General features: G+C 44.2%; 21 protein-coding genes, 4 tRNA genes and 1 pseudogene. 12 read left to right on the top strand and 14 right to left on the bottom strand.

Annotated features, from left to right (window positions below; translation table 11 throughout):
• Positions 1-58: 58 nt before the first annotated feature.
• The 4 genes and pseudogenes from Q4Q57_RS01325 to Q4Q57_RS01310 form a co-directional block, all read left to right on the top strand.
• Positions 59-631: pseudogene (locus tag Q4Q57_RS01325) on the top strand (DUF2878 domain-containing protein); the annotation flags it as partial.
• A 21-nt stretch (positions 632-652) separates the two neighbouring features.
• Positions 653-1,198, top strand: a complete 546-nt coding sequence (locus Q4Q57_RS01320; RefSeq protein WP_311889484.1) for a chalcone isomerase family protein — start codon at positions 653-655, stop codon at positions 1,196-1,198.
• Positions 1,186-1,731, top strand: a complete 546-nt coding sequence (locus tag Q4Q57_RS01315; RefSeq protein WP_311889344.1) for a DUF3833 domain-containing protein — start codon at positions 1,186-1,188, stop codon at positions 1,729-1,731. The genes Q4Q57_RS01320 and Q4Q57_RS01315 overlap by 13 nt, the downstream gene beginning before the upstream one ends.
• A 264-nt stretch (positions 1,732-1,995) precedes the next feature.
• Positions 1,996-2,226 (top strand): hypothetical protein, encoded by a 231-nt coding sequence (locus Q4Q57_RS01310; RefSeq protein ID WP_106649918.1) that lies wholly within the window; start codon positions 1,996-1,998, stop codon positions 2,224-2,226.
• 96 nt (positions 2,227-2,322) lie between these two features.
• Here Q4Q57_RS01310 and Q4Q57_RS01305 read toward each other — a convergent pair whose 3' ends face one another.
• Positions 2,323-2,667, bottom strand: coding sequence for a DUF3634 family protein (locus tag Q4Q57_RS01305; protein ID WP_220777163.1), 345 nt, complete (start codon positions 2,665-2,667; stop codon positions 2,323-2,325).
• Positions 2,668-2,820: 153 nt separating this feature from the next.
• Between Q4Q57_RS01305 and Q4Q57_RS01300 the strand changes: the two genes are divergently transcribed.
• Positions 2,821-3,006, top strand: coding sequence for a hypothetical protein (locus Q4Q57_RS01300; RefSeq protein ID WP_106649920.1), 186 nt, complete (start codon positions 2,821-2,823; stop codon positions 3,004-3,006).
• Between the two features lie 270 nt (positions 3,007-3,276).
• Here the strand turns inward: Q4Q57_RS01300 and Q4Q57_RS01295 are convergent.
• The 4 genes from Q4Q57_RS01295 to Q4Q57_RS01280 form a co-directional block, all read right to left on the bottom strand.
• Positions 3,277-3,352, bottom strand: a tRNA-Thr gene (locus Q4Q57_RS01295).
• Positions 3,353-3,359: 7 nt separating this feature from the next.
• Positions 3,360-3,435 (bottom strand) — tRNA-Phe (locus Q4Q57_RS01290).
• Positions 3,436-3,967: 532 nt separating this feature from the next.
• Positions 3,968-4,043 (bottom strand) — tRNA-Thr (locus Q4Q57_RS01285).
• Positions 4,044-4,064: 21 nt separating this feature from the next.
• Positions 4,065-4,140, bottom strand: a tRNA-Phe gene (locus tag Q4Q57_RS01280).
• A gap of 388 nt (positions 4,141-4,528) precedes the next feature.
• Between Q4Q57_RS01280 and Q4Q57_RS01275 the strand changes: the two genes are divergently transcribed.
• The gene (locus Q4Q57_RS01275; RefSeq protein WP_259503825.1) at positions 4,529-5,080 is read left to right on the top strand and encodes a cytochrome b; all 552 of its coding nucleotides are present in this window, start codon (positions 4,529-4,531) and stop codon (positions 5,078-5,080) included.
• Positions 5,081-5,084: 4 nt separating this feature from the next.
• Positions 5,085-5,660, top strand: a complete 576-nt coding sequence (locus tag Q4Q57_RS01270; protein WP_106649922.1) for a YceI family protein — start codon at positions 5,085-5,087, stop codon at positions 5,658-5,660.
• An 87-nt stretch (positions 5,661-5,747) separates the two neighbouring features.
• On the opposite strand, the gene Q4Q57_RS01265 is transcribed toward Q4Q57_RS01270, so the two are convergent.
• Positions 5,748-6,026, bottom strand: coding sequence for an oxidative damage protection protein (locus Q4Q57_RS01265; protein ID WP_006082532.1), 279 nt, complete (start codon positions 6,024-6,026; stop codon positions 5,748-5,750).
• 2 nt (positions 6,027-6,028) lie between these two features.
• Entirely contained in the window at positions 6,029-7,120 is a 1,092-nt protein-coding gene (gene mutY, locus Q4Q57_RS01260) for an A/G-specific adenine glycosylase (protein WP_259213162.1), read from the bottom strand.
• A gap of 199 nt (positions 7,121-7,319) precedes the next feature.
• On the opposite strand from mutY, the gene trmB reads away from it, so the two are divergent.
• From trmB to Q4Q57_RS01235, 5 genes are all read left to right on the top strand, one after another.
• Complete coding sequence (trmB, locus tag Q4Q57_RS01255) at positions 7,320-8,036, top strand: tRNA (guanosine(46)-N7)-methyltransferase TrmB (RefSeq protein ID WP_011847376.1); 717 nt, start codon at positions 7,320-7,322, stop codon at positions 8,034-8,036.
• 53 nt (positions 8,037-8,089) lie between these two features.
• Positions 8,090-8,416: a YggL family protein gene (locus Q4Q57_RS01250; RefSeq protein WP_006082529.1), complete on the top strand. Its 327-nt coding sequence runs from the start codon at positions 8,090-8,092 to the stop codon at positions 8,414-8,416.
• Positions 8,416-9,330: a glutaminase B gene (gene glsB, locus Q4Q57_RS01245; RefSeq protein WP_311889341.1), complete on the top strand. Its 915-nt coding sequence runs from the start codon at positions 8,416-8,418 to the stop codon at positions 9,328-9,330. Before Q4Q57_RS01250 ends, glsB begins: the two co-directional genes overlap by 1 nt.
• 182 nt (positions 9,331-9,512) lie before the next feature.
• A complete protein-coding gene (locus Q4Q57_RS01240; protein ID WP_259540874.1) occupies positions 9,513-10,334 on the top strand; it encodes a YggN family protein in 822 nt (273 codons plus the stop codon).
• Between the two features lie 449 nt (positions 10,335-10,783).
• Entirely contained in the window at positions 10,784-11,725 is a 942-nt protein-coding gene (locus Q4Q57_RS01235) for a LysR family transcriptional regulator (RefSeq protein WP_006082526.1), read from the top strand.
• A 711-nt stretch (positions 11,726-12,436) separates the two neighbouring features.
• On the opposite strand, the gene Q4Q57_RS01230 is transcribed toward Q4Q57_RS01235, so the two are convergent.
• From Q4Q57_RS01230 to proC, 7 genes are all read right to left on the bottom strand, one after another.
• Complete coding sequence (locus Q4Q57_RS01230; protein ID WP_311889338.1) at positions 12,437-14,287, bottom strand: DUF885 domain-containing protein; 1,851 nt, start codon at positions 14,285-14,287, stop codon at positions 12,437-12,439.
• Between the two features lie 152 nt (positions 14,288-14,439).
• The gene (gene hemW / locus Q4Q57_RS01225; RefSeq protein WP_115334186.1) at positions 14,440-15,606 is read right to left on the bottom strand and encodes a radical SAM family heme chaperone HemW; all 1,167 of its coding nucleotides are present in this window, start codon (positions 15,604-15,606) and stop codon (positions 14,440-14,442) included.
• A complete protein-coding gene (gene rdgB / locus Q4Q57_RS01220; RefSeq protein WP_012587166.1) occupies positions 15,606-16,223 on the bottom strand; it encodes an RdgB/HAM1 family non-canonical purine NTP pyrophosphatase in 618 nt (205 codons plus the stop codon). The genes hemW and rdgB overlap by 1 nt, the downstream gene beginning before the upstream one ends.
• Before the next feature lie 139 nt (positions 16,224-16,362).
• The gene (locus Q4Q57_RS01215) at positions 16,363-16,797 is read right to left on the bottom strand and encodes a DUF4426 domain-containing protein (protein ID WP_259510777.1); all 435 of its coding nucleotides are present in this window, start codon (positions 16,795-16,797) and stop codon (positions 16,363-16,365) included.
• A gap of 131 nt (positions 16,798-16,928) precedes the next feature.
• Positions 16,929-17,228, bottom strand: a complete 300-nt coding sequence (gene yggU / locus Q4Q57_RS01210) for a DUF167 family protein YggU (protein ID WP_006082521.1) — start codon at positions 17,226-17,228, stop codon at positions 16,929-16,931.
• The gene (locus tag Q4Q57_RS01205; protein WP_300479858.1) at positions 17,228-17,776 is read right to left on the bottom strand and encodes a YggT family protein; all 549 of its coding nucleotides are present in this window, start codon (positions 17,774-17,776) and stop codon (positions 17,228-17,230) included. The genes yggU and Q4Q57_RS01205 overlap by 1 nt, the downstream gene beginning before the upstream one ends.
• Positions 17,777-17,824: 48 nt before the next feature.
• The gene (proC, locus tag Q4Q57_RS01200) at positions 17,825-18,643 is read right to left on the bottom strand and encodes a pyrroline-5-carboxylate reductase (RefSeq protein WP_311889336.1); all 819 of its coding nucleotides are present in this window, start codon (positions 18,641-18,643) and stop codon (positions 17,825-17,827) included.
• Positions 18,644-18,676: the final 33 nt, after the last annotated feature.

Raw genomic sequence — 18,676 nt, 5'->3', positions numbered from 1 at the left:
TGCATCCGTTTAAATGAAATTGTCGCTGTAGTTGTAGCAAGATAAAAGTGAGGCAAAGATGAAGTCAATGTTAGCTAACTCTCGGCATCTGCCTAAACATCAGGGTTTTATTCTCTATAACGCCCTGAGTTTTCAGGCTGTGTGGTGGTCTAGTGTGCTTTGGCTTAACTTGTCACTGCTGCTAACTATACCTTTATTATTGCTTCACTTTATCCTGTTGTCCTCGTCGGGTAAGGGCCAATATCGCCAAGTGGATTTACGATTAATGCTCAAGGTTGCCGCCCTAGGGATCGGCATTGACACTGTGCTGTCGGTTTTAGGCCTGTTTGAGTTTCCAGCCTTGCCTTGGTGGCTTGGCTGTTTATGGCTGCACTTTGGCTTGAGTTTGAATCATAGCTTAGCGTTTATGCGACCCTTACCGCTGATATTGCAGGCGTTACTCGGAGGAATATTTGGCACGTTAAGCTATGTCGCGGGCGCGCAGTTTAATGCGGTGATTTTGCCCTGCGGCAATGTTATTTCTGCTGTGGTGTTATTTTTTGTTTGGCTAGTCTTGCTGCCCTTTTTAATCCAACTTGCTAATCCCTATGGATTTAATCGAAGCACTAAGGCTCGCACTTTTACTGTTTTTAATTTCAGCAGCTTAAGTTTATTGGCGCTCGGTTTGTTGATTGCACCTTTAAAACCATTAGAGGCGAAAACTTCTAACTTTGAAAACATTAATATCGAGCTGAATGATGCCGCCGATGTGACGCAGACTTTTCAGGAAGTAGGGCGCGGAGAAATGGATTGGCTGTGGTTTAGTTTGTATAAGGCGAGACTGATGACGGTAAATGGCCGTTATCAACAGGGGCAATATCCTCTACTACTAGATATTGAATATTATCGAGATATAGAGTCTGAAGATCTGTTAGAAGCGACCAAGGATCAATGGCAGCATCTAGCGTTTGCCGAAAATGATATCCAGCGTTGGTTTAGTTTATTAACCGCCACTTGGCCCGATGTGAAGCAGGGCGACCATTTAAGTTTTAAGGTTATGGATGGGCAAACGAGTCAGTTTTTCTTTAATCATCAACCACTCGAGATTATCCAGGATGCTGATTTTGCGGAGGCATTTTTAGCGATTTGGTTATCGAAAGACACTAGCCGTCCGAGTTTACGGGCGCAATTACTCGGAGAAAAACCATGCGATTGTTAATACGACTTATCGGTCAAAAGTTATTGTTAGGCCTAATAATGATAGGGCTGCTATCGAGTTGCTCATCGGTGGAAGTGACGGATTATAAAGATACTCATCCTACACTGGTGTTGGAATCATTCTTTAATGGACCATTAAAAGCATCTGGGATAGTGCATGATTTTAGTGGCAAAGTGATCCGCAAATTCAATGTCACTATGGAAGCTAGTTGGCAGGGAAACGAGGGCGTCATTAATGAATGGTTTGTTTATGATGATGGCGAAACTCAAACCCGTGTGTGGCGCATTAAAGCACTCGGCGAAGGGCGATACTCGGGAACTGCAGGCGACATTATTGGCATCGCTGATGGTCAATCCAGTGGTAGCGCGCTACGTTGGAAATACGACATGCTATTGCCCGTCGATGGTGAGGAATACCAAGTACATTTCGACGACTGGATGTTTTTAGTGAATGATAATACCATTATAAATCAGAGTGATATTATTAAGTTTGGCATCACAGTGGCTAAAGTCACTTTAGTTATTCAAAAATAGTCTCAGCAATTTTTAGTTAAGTTAGCTTAACTATGTTTGTGCTTGCTTGTCATGGATTCACTCTGTTGATTAAGGCTTAAGTTGGCTTAAACAGTATAGCTTGGCTAATAATCACCTTTTGTCTGCACTAAAGTATCTAACTCAAACCAAAGTGGCAGCTAGGCATTTTTTGCTAGCGACATAAAGTGATAAATATAAGAGTCATGTTGGTGTAACTCATTGTTTATTATTTTAATTATTCCGAGTTTAAGTTGGTATAGATAAATGATTAAAAAACACTTAGTTCTATGGTGTGCCTTGTTGAGTTTGTCGTTAACGGCTTGTTCATCCTTTGACGTTGTGTTTGAGGAACAAGCTGAGACAAAAGCTGACCCTCATCAACCTGCCAGCGATCCTATGGTGCAAGATAATGAACGCCGTATTCGAGATGCGAGGGCAGATGGTCGTTTAGAATCCGATTTTTTAAAACCTAGGTACCCGGTTAAGTTTAAATAAGAAGAGTGGGTTAGGGACTCGCTGCAACCTCAATACTTAACCTTCAACAAGCATTGTGGGTTAAGTATTGAGGTTGCTAGGGAAAAGGGCGAAGGGCTAGCCTGCTTGACGACTGTTATCTATCGATTTTTTGTCATAATATTCAAACGGAAACACATTACGGATCCTTTGCTTCACATTGTCACTCACGTTGGCAGAAATATGTAAGCGTACATCTCCTGATTTTTCAGCCCTAACAGTACAGGTCAGTTTTTCAGCTTTAGCAATGTGGCGGCATTCCCGCTCGAAGCGCTCTGGGATTTTGCCTTTATGCTGAGTCATGCGGCCATCTTTAAAATGCATTTCAAAAATAGTTAGGCCTTTCTTGCCACCAAATATGAGTTTGTAAACGAGAAAAATACCAATAGCGACAAAAATGAGTTTGAAAATATCGGCTGTCATAACGCCCCCTATTTTATGTTTATAGGACAAAGATACTCCTGAGCGACTTGTTTTAACAGTGCGCTAACACGCAATTTTGAATTGGCAATAAAATCATTCCCGCCTAGACTTAACTGGCGAAGGAAAAGTAACCCCTCAGTTAAGGAAAACGCCATGTACTTATCAAATGCAGATCGTTGGTCATTATTGTGTAAGAAGCAAATCGATGTAATTGAAAAACTTTCTACACAATTCCCCGAGAGAAAAGCACATCTTAGTGAACTCACTCAAGGGTGGCGCCATGTTCAACATCAAGTTCAAGCCGGTGATAGGCCTATGCCACTCGAGCTAATCAAATAAGTGCGAGCTGCTTGATCTGATAGTTTGTATAAGAGCCTAAAGTCACTCAATGAGTGGCTTTTTTATTGTGTGAGTATTGATGTTCTGTTTATGCAATTTATCGAGTACTTGAGTAAGGCGCGGGTCGCTAGTGAGTTCTTTTAGGCCAAGCAAAACGCAAGCTGCTGGTGTTGACGTGAGTCAGTGGTGCTTTGCACTGAACACTTCAAATTTCAGATACAAAAAACAGATACAAAAAAACCACTCGTTTGAGTGGCTTCGTTGTTTATATGGTGCCGGCACCAAGAGTCGAACTCGGGACCTACTGATTACAAGTCAGTTGCTCTACCAACTGAGCTATGCCGGCTAAATTGTGGTGCCCGAACCCGGAATCGAACCAGGGACACGAGGATTTTCAATCCTCTGCTCTACCGACTGAGCTATTCGGGCAACTAACTAAGCGTTAGTTAACTACTTCAAACTAAGTCTTAAAGACCTTGTTCGTTCGAAGTGCGCGTATAATATAGTGCTCGCTTTGGCTGTGCAAGCCCTTTTTAAATGACTGATTAACTATTAAACAAAAATCGAACATTTATTTGATTCTTCCACTTTTCTCATATTGAGTCGCTGAAAGTTTCAGCATTTTAGTGACGTTAGTGCTTCCTTTGGATTGATAAGGTTAACTTCAGTGCTCGTTTAATCTGTGTTTTAAGAAAGAAAATTAACGCTTAAGGCATTTTATGTATGCGAAGGGGGAGGGATATCGTCTAATGGCGAAGTTTAGTGAGTGTTAGGTACTTTTATCGACAGCAGATTTCGGTAGATAAGTTTGTCTGCAATTATGATGTTGAACAGGCATGAGTTGAAGGGCCAAAAGTCTATCTCAAAACCTACTGGAATTATCGAGAGTAAGTCAGTTTCACTTAGCACTTCAAATTTCAAATACAAAAAAGCCACTCATTGAGTGGCTTCGTTGTTTATATGGTGCCGGCACCAAGAGTCGAACTCGGGACCTACTGATTACAAGTCAGTTGCTCTACCAACTGAGCTATGCCGGCTAAACTTTTACTGCAAAATAATGGTGCCCGAACCCGGAATCGAACCAGGGACACGAGGATTTTCAATCCTCTGCTCTACCGACTGAGCTATTCGGGCAACTAACTAAGTGTTAGTTAACTACTTTGAACTAGCTAGCTGAACCGTCTCGTTCGAAGTGCGGCTATATTAGCTAGTGAGTTTCACCTCTGCAAGTGCTTTTTCCCAATTAATAACTCGTTCGGCGGTTTAATGTGCATCTTGGCTGTTTTTTATCTCTTATTCTGTGAATTCAGGTCAATTTCATTCGTTGACTGTATTTTTCAAGTCAGGGGGATGCTGATGTTTACTATAGATTTGTGCTCATAAATCCTAATTTTCGGCTTACTTTCTAAAATTTAGAAAGATATGAGCGATTTTTACTGATTTTAGTTTTTAAAATTAGACTTATGATAATGAATATTATTTCATGGATGGCATGAAGAAAACGCGAATACGGAGTCGCAGTATGTTTCGAAATAGTAAGTTGGCTTATGGGATAACCGCAATTGTGACTCATTGGCTGAGTGCGATCGTCGTCATTGGGTTGTTTGCGGTAGGTGTGTGGATGGTGGAGTTAACCTACTACAGCGCATGGTACAAGACAGCGCCACATCTACATAAGAGCGTCGGGATTTTACTCTTGGCAGTGACGTTATTCCGCTTGTTGTGGCGCTTAGTGAATCCTAAGCCCGTACCAGAGGCGAATCATAAGCCTTGGGAGAGGCAGGCTGCTCATATTGCGCATTTAGCTATTTATGTATTGCTGCTGGTGATCATGTGTGCCGGCATTCTTATTTCAACGGCAGAAGGCCGTGGAATTATGGTGTTTGACTGGTTTGAACTACCAGGATTTGGACCTTTTTTTGAAAACCAAGCTGATATAGCAGGCGATATCCACCAATACGCAGCTTATAGCTTAATCGCACTCGTGGTAATCCACGCTGCAGGTGCGTTAAAGCATCACTTTATCGATAAAGACGCAACTTTACTCAAAATGATTAAATTTAATCGAGGATAATACAATGAAAAAGCAACTGTTAAGCGCACTGATTGGTGCATATCTATTGGCTCCGATGGCGGCTTCAGCGGCGGACTATGTCATTGACCGTGAAGGAGCACATGCCTCTATTACTTTCAAAGTGAGTCACTTAGGTTATAGCTATGTCGTTGGTCGCTTTAATGATTTTAGCGGTGACTTTAGCTATGACGCGGCTAAACCCACTGCGGCTAAAGTGAATGTGAAAGTAAATACGCTTAGTGTGGATTCAAACCACGCCGAGCGTGACAAGCATATTCGTAGCGCCGATTTCCTAAACACGAGTAAGTTTGCGCAAGCGACGTTTACCTCAACCACAGTTGAAGATAAAGGTAATGGCGACTTAGTGATTAACGGCAACTTAACCTTAAATGGTGTCACTAAGCCATTAGCGATCAATGCCCATGCAGTGGGCGAAGGTCAAGATCCTTGGGGTGGCTACCGTGCAGGTTTTACGGGCACAACCACGTTTGCGATGAAAGATTTCGGTATCAAAATGGATTTAGGCCCAGCATCAAGCCATGTTGAGTTAGATCTTGTGGTTGAAGGCGTGCGTAAGTAACGCTCAGTTATTCTTCACGAGATGAATAAACAAAAAGCGCCGAAAGGCGCTTTTTTGTGGGCTTTATCGTTAAGTGAACGACAAGAATTAATCTTGGTCTTTTTCAGGCACAAAACCTTCAATTTCTACTTCTTTACCTTCAAAGAGGAAAGAGGTCATTTGTTCTTCAAGAAACTTACGATCATCAACATTCATCATGTTGAGTTTCTTTTCGTTAATCAGCATGGTTTGCTTTTTTTGCCATAGGCCCCAAGCTTCTTTGCTGATGTTATCAAAAATGCGCTTACCTAAATCACCTGGATACAGTTGAAAGTCTAGGCCGTCGGCTTCTTTATTTAAATATACGCAATTGACTGTACGCGCCATGATTATTCCTTACTGACTGCGGATTGAACGAGTGATCCCAAATTGGCTAGCACGCGCTCGGTGGCGGCGGCGAGTCCCACTTTGGAAGGATGACTTATGTTATACCAGAGAGACTGGTTTTGTTCCATGACAGCGCCCACGCTCTCTTTATTGCCGTGGGTGTTATCTAAATTAAGCATCATGGGCTGAATATCTAAATGAAAGTGGCTAAACGTGTGCCTAAAGCCAGTTAGCCATTCGAGTGGCTGCGCAGCAAACCCTTGCTCTTCGAGGTGGGTTTCAAGTGCGGCTTGGGTGGCAAACTCAGGGAAACACCAAAGTCCGCCCCAAATTCCCGCTGGCGGACGTTTAGCTAAAAACACTTGGTTGTCTTGCATTAGCACTAACATCCACGCCGCTTTGGTCGGTATGGCTTTTTTAGGTTTTTTGCCGGGGAAATCGGTTTGTCTGCCAATCAGCTGAGCTTTGCAATCAATCGCCACTGGGCAAGCGGCGCAGTTAGGTTTACTACGAGTGCAAATACTGGCGCCGATATCCATCATGGCTTGATTATATTTCTGAATATCTTGCTGCGGCGTATACGTGTCAGTTAGCTGCCAAAGCTGCGCTTCGACCGTTTTTTGCCCCGGCCAACCGGCGATAGCGCCGTGTCTTGCTAACACGCGTTTGACGTTACCGTCGAGGATCGGGTGATGTTGCCCAAGTGACAGTGACAATACCGCGCCTGCTGTTGAGCGACCAATGCCAGGCAGCGCAAGTACTTGCTCAAAATCCGTTGGAAATAATCCCTGATAATTGTCGCGGATCATCTTGGCTGCTTTATGCAAATTACGCGCCCTAGCGTAATACCCAAGGCCGGTCCAATGATGCAACACCTCATCATCTGGCGCGTTAGCAAGTGCTAACACATTGGGGAAACGCGCCATAAATTTAAGGTAATAGGGAATTACAGTCGCAACCTGAGTTTGTTGCAGCATGATTTCAGAAACCCATACGCTATATGGGGTTTTATCTTGCTGCCAAGGGAGGGTTTTACGACCGTGATTGTCGTACCAAGAGACGATACGTGTAGCGAAGGAGGCTGTAGATTTCATCGGCGCAGTGTAGCGGCAGTTATCTTCTTAGACAAGCTCAAAGACAAGTGGATAAGGGCTAAAAAGCCGAAAATCACTGCTAAATTCGCACTCTCAAATAATCTTGGTATACTTTCGCCCCATTAGTGCTTGCACTGTATGTTGAACTTTGGATAATGCCCTTCTTTTATGATGGTGCTGTCCACTAGACGAGGCAAAAATGAGCGAAGTCACTACCGCTGAATTTAATGAAGAAGGCAAGTATCTGCGTAAGATCAGAAGCTTTGTCCTAAGAGAAGGTCGCTTAACTAAAGGCCAAGCCCAAGCTATTGAAAGCCAGTGGCCAACAATGGGGTTAGATTACAGCCCAACGCCATTGGTTCTGAGCGACGTTTTTGGCCGTGAAGCCGATACTGTGCTGGAAATTGGCTTTGGCATGGGCGCCTCTTTAGTGCAAATGGCTAAAGACGCACCAGAGCAAAATTTTATTGGTATTGAAGTGCATAAACCGGGTGTCGGTTCTTGCTTAAGCGATGCCGCCATCGCGGGTGTGACTAATTTACGTGTGTATCACCATGATGCCATGGAAGTATTAGAACATGCGATTGCCGACGGTTCATTAGCCCGAGTGCAATTGTTTTTCCCCGATCCTTGGCATAAGAAACGTCATCATAAGCGTCGTATCGTACAAGCTGAATTTGCTGAACTGATCCGCCGCAAGCTAAAAATTGGCGGCGTGTTCCATATGGCAACCGATTGGGAAGAATACAGTGAGCACATGTTGGAAGTGATGCAGGCGGCTCCTGGTTATCAAAACCAGTCGAGTGACGGCACTGTGGTGCCACGTCCTGATCATCGCCCACTGACAAAGTTTGAAGCCCGCGGCCATAGATTGGGTCACGGTGTATGGGATCTGATGTTTGAGCGTATTGCTTAATCTAGATATTTCAATTGATTAATTAGTTTTTTAACACAACGGGGAAAGTCACTATGGCAACTAATCGTAGCCGTCGTTTACGTAAGAAAATGCGCGTTGATGAATTCCAAGAGTTAGGTTTTGATATGGCTTGGACTTTTGATGCATCAGTATCAGAAGCCGATATCGATGCAACTGTTGATAAATTTATCGATGAAGTGATCGAAACCCGTAAGTTAGGTTTCCATGGCGGCGGTCACATCGAATGGGAAGGCATTATCGCAACCCAAACGATCGGCAAATGTACCGAAGAAGATATTGCAGCAGTTAAGGCATTCTGGGCGAATCAAAAAGTGTCTCAGGTTGAAGTTAGCGAACTGTACGACATTTGGTGGGGTTAATGCCCGAGTTGGCATTACTTGAGGAAGTGGTCGAGAAAGTTCGACCCTTGCTCGGCCAAGGAAAGGTTGCAGATTACATCCCCGCACTGGCCAGCGTTGATGCTGGCAAATTAGGCATTGCCGTCACAACCGTTGATGGTGAAACCTTAGGTGCGGGCGATTACCTTGAGCCGTTTTCGATTCAAAGTATCTCCAAAGTTTTCAGCTTAACCTTAGCGTTAACTTTATATGAAGAAGCCGAAATTTGGAGCCGAGTTGGCAAAGAACCTTCGGGCCATTCATTCAACTCTTTAGTACAAGTCGAGTTAGAACGTGGCAAGCCGCGCAACCCATTTATCAATGCTGGCGCGTTAGTGATTGCTGACTTATTGCAGAGTCGTTTAGGTGCACCTAAACACAGAATGCTCGAGTTAGTTAGGCAACTAAGCCAAAACGATAAAGTCAGTTTCGACAAACAAGTGGCCGACTCAGAATATCAGCATAGTGCGCGCAATGCGGCGATTGCTTATTTGATGAAGTCCTTTGGTAATTTTCAAGGCGATGTTGATACTGTGCTACGCACCTATTTTCATTACTGCGCCTTAAAGATGAATTGCGCTGACTTGTCTAAAGCCATGTTGTACTTGGCTAATCGCGGCAAAAGCATAATTGGGACTGAGCTTATCTCTCAGGTGCAAACTCGGCAGCTTAATGCCCTGTTGGCGACTTCGGGCCTATACGATGGAGCGGGCGAGTTTGCCTATCGTGTCGGTATGCCTGGTAAAAGTGGTGTCGGTGGTGGCATCATTGCCGTTATTCCTGGGGAACTGTCGATTTGTGTTTGGTCGCCAGAACTCGATGGCAATGGCAATTCGCTTGCTGGCACTGCCATGCTTGAGCATTTAAGCCAACGCCTTGGTCGTTCCATTTTCTAGTTTTACTTCACGTTTTTATTAGCACTATCAGACTAAAAGTTAGCGAATTTCGCTAATGACCTTTTAGTGCTAACTTTCCTAAATCCAACATAATCATATTGTTATAAAGTTGGCACGTCTCCTGCTATAAGCTATTCAGTAGTTTAGGTTTATCGAATTATTCAGATTAAAGGACGAACAACATGAAATTAAATAAGCTATTAACTGGATTTGCCTTATCCGGCGTGATTTTAGGGACATCTGGCCTACAGTTGGCGCAAGCGCAAACAGAGCCTAAAGTCGATGAACGTTGTGAAGTCTCTTTAAATTATGACGTTATGGTTGAGCCTAAAAAATTAGTCATGAGCGAGAAGGGCACCGAAAAGTATCGCATCGAAGTCGATAAGTTATTTGTTGAAGGCAAACAAGTAAACTTAACCGATAAGCAAAAAAAGCTAGTGACTCAATACGCCGATGAAGTGTCGACGCAAGTGCCTGAAGTGATTGAAGTCGTGAACGAGGCCGTCGCATTAGCTTCGCAAGCGGTGAGCATGGCGTTAACCCCTTTAATGGGCGATGCGGCCGGTGCTAAATTCGATGAAATGATGGCAGGCGTCCAAAAGCGTGTTGATTCAGTTGCCTACCGTCATGGCGATAGCTTCTATCTCGGCGCGACGGAGGACTCGATTCAGAACACCTTTAACGACGAATTCGAGCAGGAAATGGAGCAAATTGTTCAGAACTCAGTGGGCACCATTATGATGACCATAGGTGGCCAAATCATGTCGGGTGACGGTGATAGTTTTGAAGCCAAGATGGATGCCTTCTCCAAAAAAATGGACAACTTAGGCCAAGATATTGAGCAACAAATTGAGAGTCAATCTAAGGGACTGGAAGCTAAAGCTGACCGTTTGTGCGACCGATTTGAAAATCTGTTAGTGCTTGAAAATCAATTACGCCAAGAGGTACCAGAACTCGCGCCTTATGCGTTGACACAAAACTCAACCAAGGAGCTGCGTGAATAGTTCTTGTTAATCGTCCTTACTAATAGTTTTTGTGAATAGCCCTTGGTTTTAACTGCAATAACTTCTATCTCCTTGTGCATGAGTCAAATTTGAATGCTACGCCCCTAGTCAATTTATCGCCTAGGGGCTTTTTTATTGGCTAATTCTTAGTGGCGAAAGCTATGAGGATAAAGTCGATGTGGCTTGTAGGCTTGGCTTGCAGCGATTTAGTTCGGAATGTTACAGTCTAGAGACGAATATTTGGTATACTCTTAAAATATAATTAAAAGCTGGCATATCAGTCAGATATAACACCCTACTTTAGTGGACTTTTTCGGTCTAAATCTCTGCGTTATATCACTTTAATGCGAGATATCAATGCTATGGTTATTTTTAAGCGATGATTACGCTAACCACTGCTATTCACCGAAAGTTAATATCATTGTCGTAAACAGCTTAAGGCGACTTCCATGTTAGAACTGTTAGAACCTATTGCGATTTTTACTCATGTGGCCAGAGCTGGTAGTTTTAGTGCCGCCGCAAGAAGGCTTGGGATTTCTAAGTCTAAGGTCAGTACACAAGTCGCCGATCTTGAACATAGACTTGGTGTTCAATTAATCCAACGTACCACCCGCAGCTTAAGCCTGACTGAAGCAGGGCATTTGCTGTATCTGCAAGGTGAAGAATTGCTGCGTGACGCTGAACAAGCGATAGCCAGCGTGCATAACTTAAATGATGCGACCCGCGGCGTGCTTAAGGTGGGGATTTCCCAGTCCTTTGGGGTGATGCATATCATTCCTGCGCTGCCATCCTTTATGGCAAAACATCCTGAGCTTGAGCTACAAGTGAGCTTACTGGACCATAAAGTAGATGTAGTGAGTGAAGGCTTAGACTTACTGTTAACTATGTCGGAGCAATTACCGCTTGGCATGGTTGCTAGACCTCTGATGAAGTGCCAATTCCTGTTAGTTGCTTCTCCAGGCTACATTGCTCAACATGGCGAACCAACTCGACCTGAGCAGTTAGTTGACCACAATTGTTTGGTCTATCAAGGCGAGTGGCACGAGCACAGCATGTGGCAATTTAAGAAGGGTGATGATTACTGTGAAATTGGCGTATCGGGCAATTTCAGGGTGGATAACGCACCCGCATTAAAATCCGCCGCAATCAGTGGTCTTGGGGTTGTGTATCTTGCAAGTTATCTGATGGAAGATGAAATTGCCAAGGGGACATTAGTGCCTTTACTGAAGGATTGGCAATTGACCCACCATCTGCCATTGCAGGCGGTTTATCCCCGTCGTAAGCACTTAGCACCTAAGGTCAGTTCTTTTATCGAATTCATCAAAGATCACATAGGAACGCCGCCGTATTGGGATGCGCCCTATGTCGAATTATTCAGTAAACGTCAGTAAAATAGGAAACATTGTTCTCAAAACCAGTTATATGTGATTTTAAATTAACTAGGCACTTTTGTGACTATTTAAAATCAATGCTTTAGGTTGAATTGGTGGGTACATTTGCGAATGATTTTTTAGGGTGTTCTAAAGCTGTTTTTTATAACATCCTTGAACTCTGTTCTTAATTGAATACAATGGTGGCAGTTGATTCGGAATGACCTGAGTCCTATACGTTTATTGGAAATGACCCCTTTCAATTTTTGTGTACAGGTCGGCATTTATGCAGTTTTGGATCACAGCCAACAGAAGTTTGAGAACTAAAACAATGTTGGCTCTTTAAACCATCATCCTAGTTTTTGGTTTACCTCAGCCTTATCGCTGAGGTAATTTTTTTATTGATGGTTTACAGCTTTAGGCACAAGTTTTGTCTCCCTGTACCCTAAAGTCGCAACTGTGTGTTAAGTGATGTGAAGGCGAGTGCTAAAGCATAAATTAATACAACAAATATAGTGACCCACAGTGAGAAGGGTTCTGTTATCTAACGGGATAATGGTACCAATAAAAAAGCCACTTTCGAGTGGCTTTTTTATTGGGGGTAGCTAAGGCATTCACCTATGTCGCTTTAGTAGTGAAGCAAGTTAACCGTGCTTCACTACTAAGCACTTAGGTATTAAAGCATTAAAGCATTAAAGCATTAAAGCATTAAAGCATTAAAGCATTAGTGCATTAGGCCTTTTTCTTGCTGGCTATCCAGAGATCGACTTGTTGCTCTAACACGTCCAGTGGCAATGCGCCGTTAGCAAGTACTAGCGTATGGAAGTCGCGGATATCAAATTGACTGCCAAGCTGTTGCTCTGCTTTATGTCTTAGCTCTAGTAGTTTAATCATACCTACTTTATAGGCTGTCGCTTGCGATGGCATAACGATATGACGTTCAACCATTTTCACCGCATCCGATTTAGCATTGGGCGTATTATCTACGTAATAGGCAATTCCTTGCTCGCGGGTCCACTTTTTAGCGTGGATACCAGTATCTACGACTAAGCGACAGGCTCGCCATAGCTCCATTGCTAGACGACCAAAGTCAGAGTAAGGATCGGCATAGAGTCCCATTTCTTTCGGGAAAGATTCGCTATATAAACCCCAACCCTCGATATACGCGGTATAACCACCAAACTTGCGGAATTTAGGAATATTTTGCAGTTCTTGGGAAATGGCGATCTGCATGTGATGACCCGGAATACCTTCGTGATAGGCCAGTGCCTCCATTTGGTATTTCGGCATGGCTTTCATGTCATATAGGTTTGCATAGTAGCTACCTGGACGCGAACCATCCGGTGCCGGTTGCTCATAGAAGGCTTTGCCCGCAGATTTTTCTCTAAAGGCTTCAACCTGTTTCACTATCATCGCGGCCTTAGGTTTTACTTTGAACACTTCATCCAAGCGCGACTTCATATTGTCGATGAGCTTAGTCGCCTCTGCTAAATAAGCGGCTTTACCTTCGGCGGTATTGGGGTAGTAGAACTGGGGATCGTCACGCATGAAGCTAAAGAATTGCTGTAAATCGCCTTTAAAATTGACCTTCTTCATGATGGCGCGCATTTCGTTGTGGATACGTTCCACTTCAGAAAGCCCTAAGTCATGGATTTGATCGGCGGTCATGTTTGTCGTAGTAGTACGAGCTAAGGCATTGTTGTAGAAGGCGGCGCCATTAGGGAGTTTCCACGCTCCATCACGGTCGTCAGCTTTGGTCGCTAACGTTTTTATATAATCAATGAGCTTGTTGTAGGCGGGCTCGACTTGAGTCACTAGTGCTTGCTCAGCTTGCTTTATTAACGCTTGTTTCTCTGTTTCTTGAATCGCTAATGCGTTCACTTTACGGCGAAAATCTGCGAGTAACGCGCTGTCGTCACCTTTATCAAAAGGCGCACCTTTGATGATGTTTTGGCTGTCTGAAATCACATAGGCGAATACAAACTTAGGCGCAATAATGCCTTTGTCTGCGCGGACTTCTAACACTGTCTGTAATTGACTTAAACGTTTGGGCACGCCATTTAAGCGGCTGATATAGGCCTTGGCATCGCTAACATCTGTGATTTGATGTTGGTTAATTAAGAAGGAGGCTATCATAGAGTGGCCGCCATACATCTGATTCACAGGGTAATTATGGTAGCGCCATTGGTCATCTTCGATGTCATTTTGCAGATTTTGTTTGAGTAAGGTGAGGCTGAGGTTTGTTTGTGGATCGAGTTTGGCCGCATCAATCAGATTGACCTGCGCCAGTTGTTTTTTCGTGCGTGCTAGGGCTTTATCATCGGCGGCATCACCCAGTTCATCCCATTTATCATAGTCTTGCTTGATCCCCATATAGGTTTGCGAAATAGGGCTCGCCATGATGTTTTCCATGAAGATGGTTTCGAACAACGCATTGGCTTTGTCTGACTCGGTTTGCACCACTGCATTCATAGGTTCGCTTGCACTGTGTAAGGCTGGCGAGCTTGATGCTGCATATGCGGGAATGGTCAGCAGGGCTGAAAGGGTTAGTGCGACTAAGCTGATTTTAGTTTTTATTGGCATGATCAAGCTTCCTGGATTGAGTTGCATCAATTCTAAAGAAGCTGGACAAGAATGTATGGATATTAATGTTAGAAAATGTGTTAGCAGTAATAGTATTAAACTGCACTATTGACCACTAACACATTATTTATATAGCTATTTTAACGGCAGTGTTAGCAGAATTGTGTCAGTAAATCATTAACAAACATGTGACCTTTACTGGTTAATTGCCAATGTTCAGCGGATTCTGTGAGTAAACCGCGTTGTTTGGCCTTTTCCATTCCTTCGGTCAATGTGTCTCTGTGCTGTCCGGTACGCAGTTCAAATTCTTGCTTAGGGATAGGTGTCATCAGGCGCAGGCGATTCATTAAATATTCAAGCGCGCGATCTTCCTCTGCCACATCAATCGATTCGAAGGTGTAGTTGCTGGCACTCAGATATCCCTTGGGATGTTTAATTTTTACCGTGCGTATAATGCGGTTTTCTTCTGGCAGCGTCACTTTACCGTGGGCGCCACAGCCTATGCCTAGATAATCACCAAACTGCCAGTAGTTGAGATTGTGCTTACATTGGTAACCGGGTTTCGCATAAGCGGATATTTCGTATTGCTCATACCCTAATGCGGCCAGCTTTTGTTGACCTTGCTCATAGATATGCCAGAGCGCTTCGTCATCGGGCAACTGCGGCGGTTTTGAGTGGAATAGGGTGTTGGGCTCAATTGTTAACTGATACCAAGACAGGTGGGGCGGATTCAGCGCCGCTGCCGTGTCGATATCGGCCATCGCTTCAGCAAAACTTTGGTTGGGTAATCCATGCATTAAATCGAGGTTAAAACTCAAGTATCCCGCTTGGCTGGCTTTTTGAGCGGCGACTTGTGCCTCGTTTTGATCGTGAATACGTCCAAGTAAGTTGAGCTTATCCTTAGAAAAACTCTGCACACCGATAGATAAACGAGTGACACCGGCTGCGCGATAGGCACTAAAATCATCGTGTTCTAAGGTGCCTGGGTTGGCTTCCATGGTGATTTCGATATTGTCACTAAAGGGGATTAGCGCATTGGCACCATCGAGTATGCGTTTGATTTGCAAAGCATCGAATAAGGATGGTGTGCCGCCACCGATAAAGATGGTATGGATCTGCCGCCCTTGGACGAGATGTAAATCTTGGCGTAAGTCTTCCAATAGCGCATCAACATAGGCTTCCTGTGGCAGCTCACCATTTTGACCATGGGAATTAAAGTCACAATAAGGACACTTTTGTACGCACCAAGGAATATGGATATACAGACTGAGTGGCGGCAGTTCGAGCTTCATCGCAGTAGTCACGGCAGTTGACGACATTATTGTGCATTCCCGCCAGTTAACACGCCTTGGGCTTGCATGGCGGCGATGAGTTGCACTAGGGCTTTACCACGATGGCTTAAGGCATTTTTCTCGTTGCTGCTGAGCTGTGCCGCGCTACATTGATAATTTTCAGGGATAAAAATCGGATCGTAACCATGGCCATTGTCGCCACGTTGGTTAAAGTCGATTTGGCCTTCCCATGCGGCTTGGCAAATAATTGGGGTTGGATCTTTGGCGTGGCGCATATACACCAGTACGCATTGGAATCGCGCACTGCGAGGTGCTGGCTGGTCTTTTAATGTCTCAAGTAGTTTCAATACGTTGTCTTGATCTTTGGCATTTTCGCCCGCGTAACGCGCTGAATAAATGCCGGGAGCGCCTTGGAGTAAATCCACTTCTAAACCTGAATCATCGGCAATGGCGGCAAGTCCGGTGATTTCGGCAGCGTGCCTGGCTTTGATAATGGCATTTTCGACAAAAGTGGTGCCCGTTTCGGCCACTTCGCTGACATTAAATTGGCTCTGCGGCAGTACAGTGACACCGTAGCTGGCGAGCATTTGATCGAATTCGGCGAGTTTGCCTTTGTTGCCACTGGCGAGGACGATTTGTTGCATGGAACACCTATATCATTGGGGCGACTTATACTGCGGCAATGATACCCAAGCTGCGAGCTAAAGGACAGGAAAAGGGCGGGACGGTACAGACTTGTACCGTCCCAAAGTTACTGATGTCTTGCGGTAATCTCAGCTTGGCTTATTCAACGTAGAATTTTTGCTTGAACTGCAAGTTGGTATTTAATTGATTGCCATGCTTGATCGCGATATTGAAGTTGATCTCCTGATCATCGCGGTAAGGGACTTCGGCAATATAATAAATCGCATCACCTTCACGGATCTCTTTGAAGGTTAAGTTGATTCGAGCATCTAATAAGTTGTTGGCGACACCGGTAATTTCAACGGGTACTGCGGGTTTATTCGCTTCGCTGACATCTAACACCGCAATGTTGATAATGCCTGTATAGCTACTGCGCTGAATGCCATAGGATTTGGCTATGCTAGGCGTTAAAAATGTACTGCCAAGTGCCATGTAATGAATGTCAAAATTGCCGACAGTTTCTTTTTGCTCTGCGTTTGCAACACCACAAAGGCTAGCGGTGAGGGCTAATACAGCCAGAATATTACGGAACATGATGGGATACCTCATATTAGGGAATGTTTGAGTATAGGTCGCTGTGACTATTGTTTATGTCTATCTGTTTATCGATAAATTAACCGCATTCAAAGAAGTTTGTTGGTTTTTAGCCTTTTAACAGCATTAGCTCAGCTAGTTTGTCCCATCAGCTCAGTAATGATGCTTGGGATGATCTTTGGGTCAATCACGCGGATTTGCTTATGTCGGCCAAGTTCACCTTTCATTATATGAATGTCGCTCTTTGGCACTTTAAAGGTCTTTGCTAAGTACTTGCTTAAATGGGCATTGGCCTTTCCATCAATAGGCGGCGCAGTGATGGCTACTTTTAGCTCATCGCCGTGCAGTCCTACAATTTGATCTCGGCTGGCCTTAGGCTGAATGTAGAGATTAAGCAGCAAGTCACCTTGCTGCAAAGTCACTGCACTCATTAGATCACAGCCCAATAAGGGATATATTGGGCAAGTAACATATTGAGGAAATTCATACCAATAATCACCAACATTACCGATAAATCTAAGCCACCAATTGGCGGTATTATACGGCGGATTGGCGCTAATACGGGTTCAGTTAACTGGCCCATGACCATCACTATTGGGTTATAGCCTTGGTTAAACCAGCTCAATATTGCGCGTATCAATAGCATCCAAAACAGCAAGACCCCCGCTTTCTTGACCACAGACACAACGGCAAACATTAGAAACAGCATTATGTCTATGCCACCGCCCGCGATAAGGCTGATCAGCAGCACTTTGACCATCACGACCAGCAACGCGAGGACGAATGATGCGGTATCAAACCGTCCTAAGGAAGGCAGAATACGGCGCATTGGCGCGATGAGCGGGTGAGTCGCTTTGACAATAAATTGGCTAAAAGGATTGTAAAAATCCGCCCTTGCCAGTTGCAGCCAAATCCGCAAAATCACCACCATCAAATATAAGTCGAATAGTGTGGTGATTAAAAAGGTAAATGCATTCATCGAGATTTCTACCTATTAAAGTCCGATATAAAAACGCGTTAGTGGAAATTAAAATGTCTTAGCCATTTCTTCTGCACGTTTAATGCAGTTTTCCATGGCTTTTTTTACTAAAGCACGCATATCCGCAGCTTCAAATGTCGCCAGCGCCTGTGCGGTGGTACCGCCCTTTGAGGTGACATTCTCCCTTAGATTACCTAAGGTCAGTTGTGGATTTTGCTTTGCCATCATAGCAGCGCCGAGCGCGGCTTGCTGCACTAAAGTTCTGGCTTTGTCTTCATCCATTCCCATTTCTTTGCCTGCATCTATCATAGACTCCATTAGCAAAAAGAAATAAGCCGGTGAACTGCCCGATAGTGCAATCACTTGATCTAATTCTGACTCTTCATTAACCCACACAATTTCGCCGCCGCTGGACATCAAACGATCGCAAATGGCTTTTTGCTCGGTAGAAATAGCCTGAGGCGCATAGAGGCCTGTCATCCCCACACTAATCTGCATCGGTGTATTGGGCATGGCGCGAATAAGTTTAATATCCTGCGCCAGATAATCGGTATAACGTTTTGCTTTAATGCCTGCAGCAATAGTGATGACTAACTTTTGCGACATGTCGACAGTTTGTAATGCTTCACACACTTGCTGCATCAATTGCGGTTTTACCGACAGCACTATGACATCGGCAGCTTGCGCTGCGGCTAAATTGTCTTGAGAAACCAAAATCCCTAAATCGGCTTTTAGTGCGTCGAGTTTACCTTGGCTAGGATTGGTCGCTTGGATGAGTTGAGCAGGATAGCCGCTATGAACTAGGCCACTGATGATGCTGCGCGTCATGTTGCCGGCACCGATAAAGCAGATTTTCTGTTGATCCATTTGATTCTCTTCAGTGTGTTAACCGTTAATTTG

Source organism: Shewanella sp. SP2S2-6 (assembly GCF_031931965.1).
Taxonomy (GTDB): Bacteria; Pseudomonadota; Gammaproteobacteria; order Enterobacterales; family Shewanellaceae; genus Shewanella; species Shewanella baltica.
The sequence above is the reverse complement of the archived record's forward strand: the minus strand, read 5'-3'. Positions and strand labels throughout refer to the sequence as shown.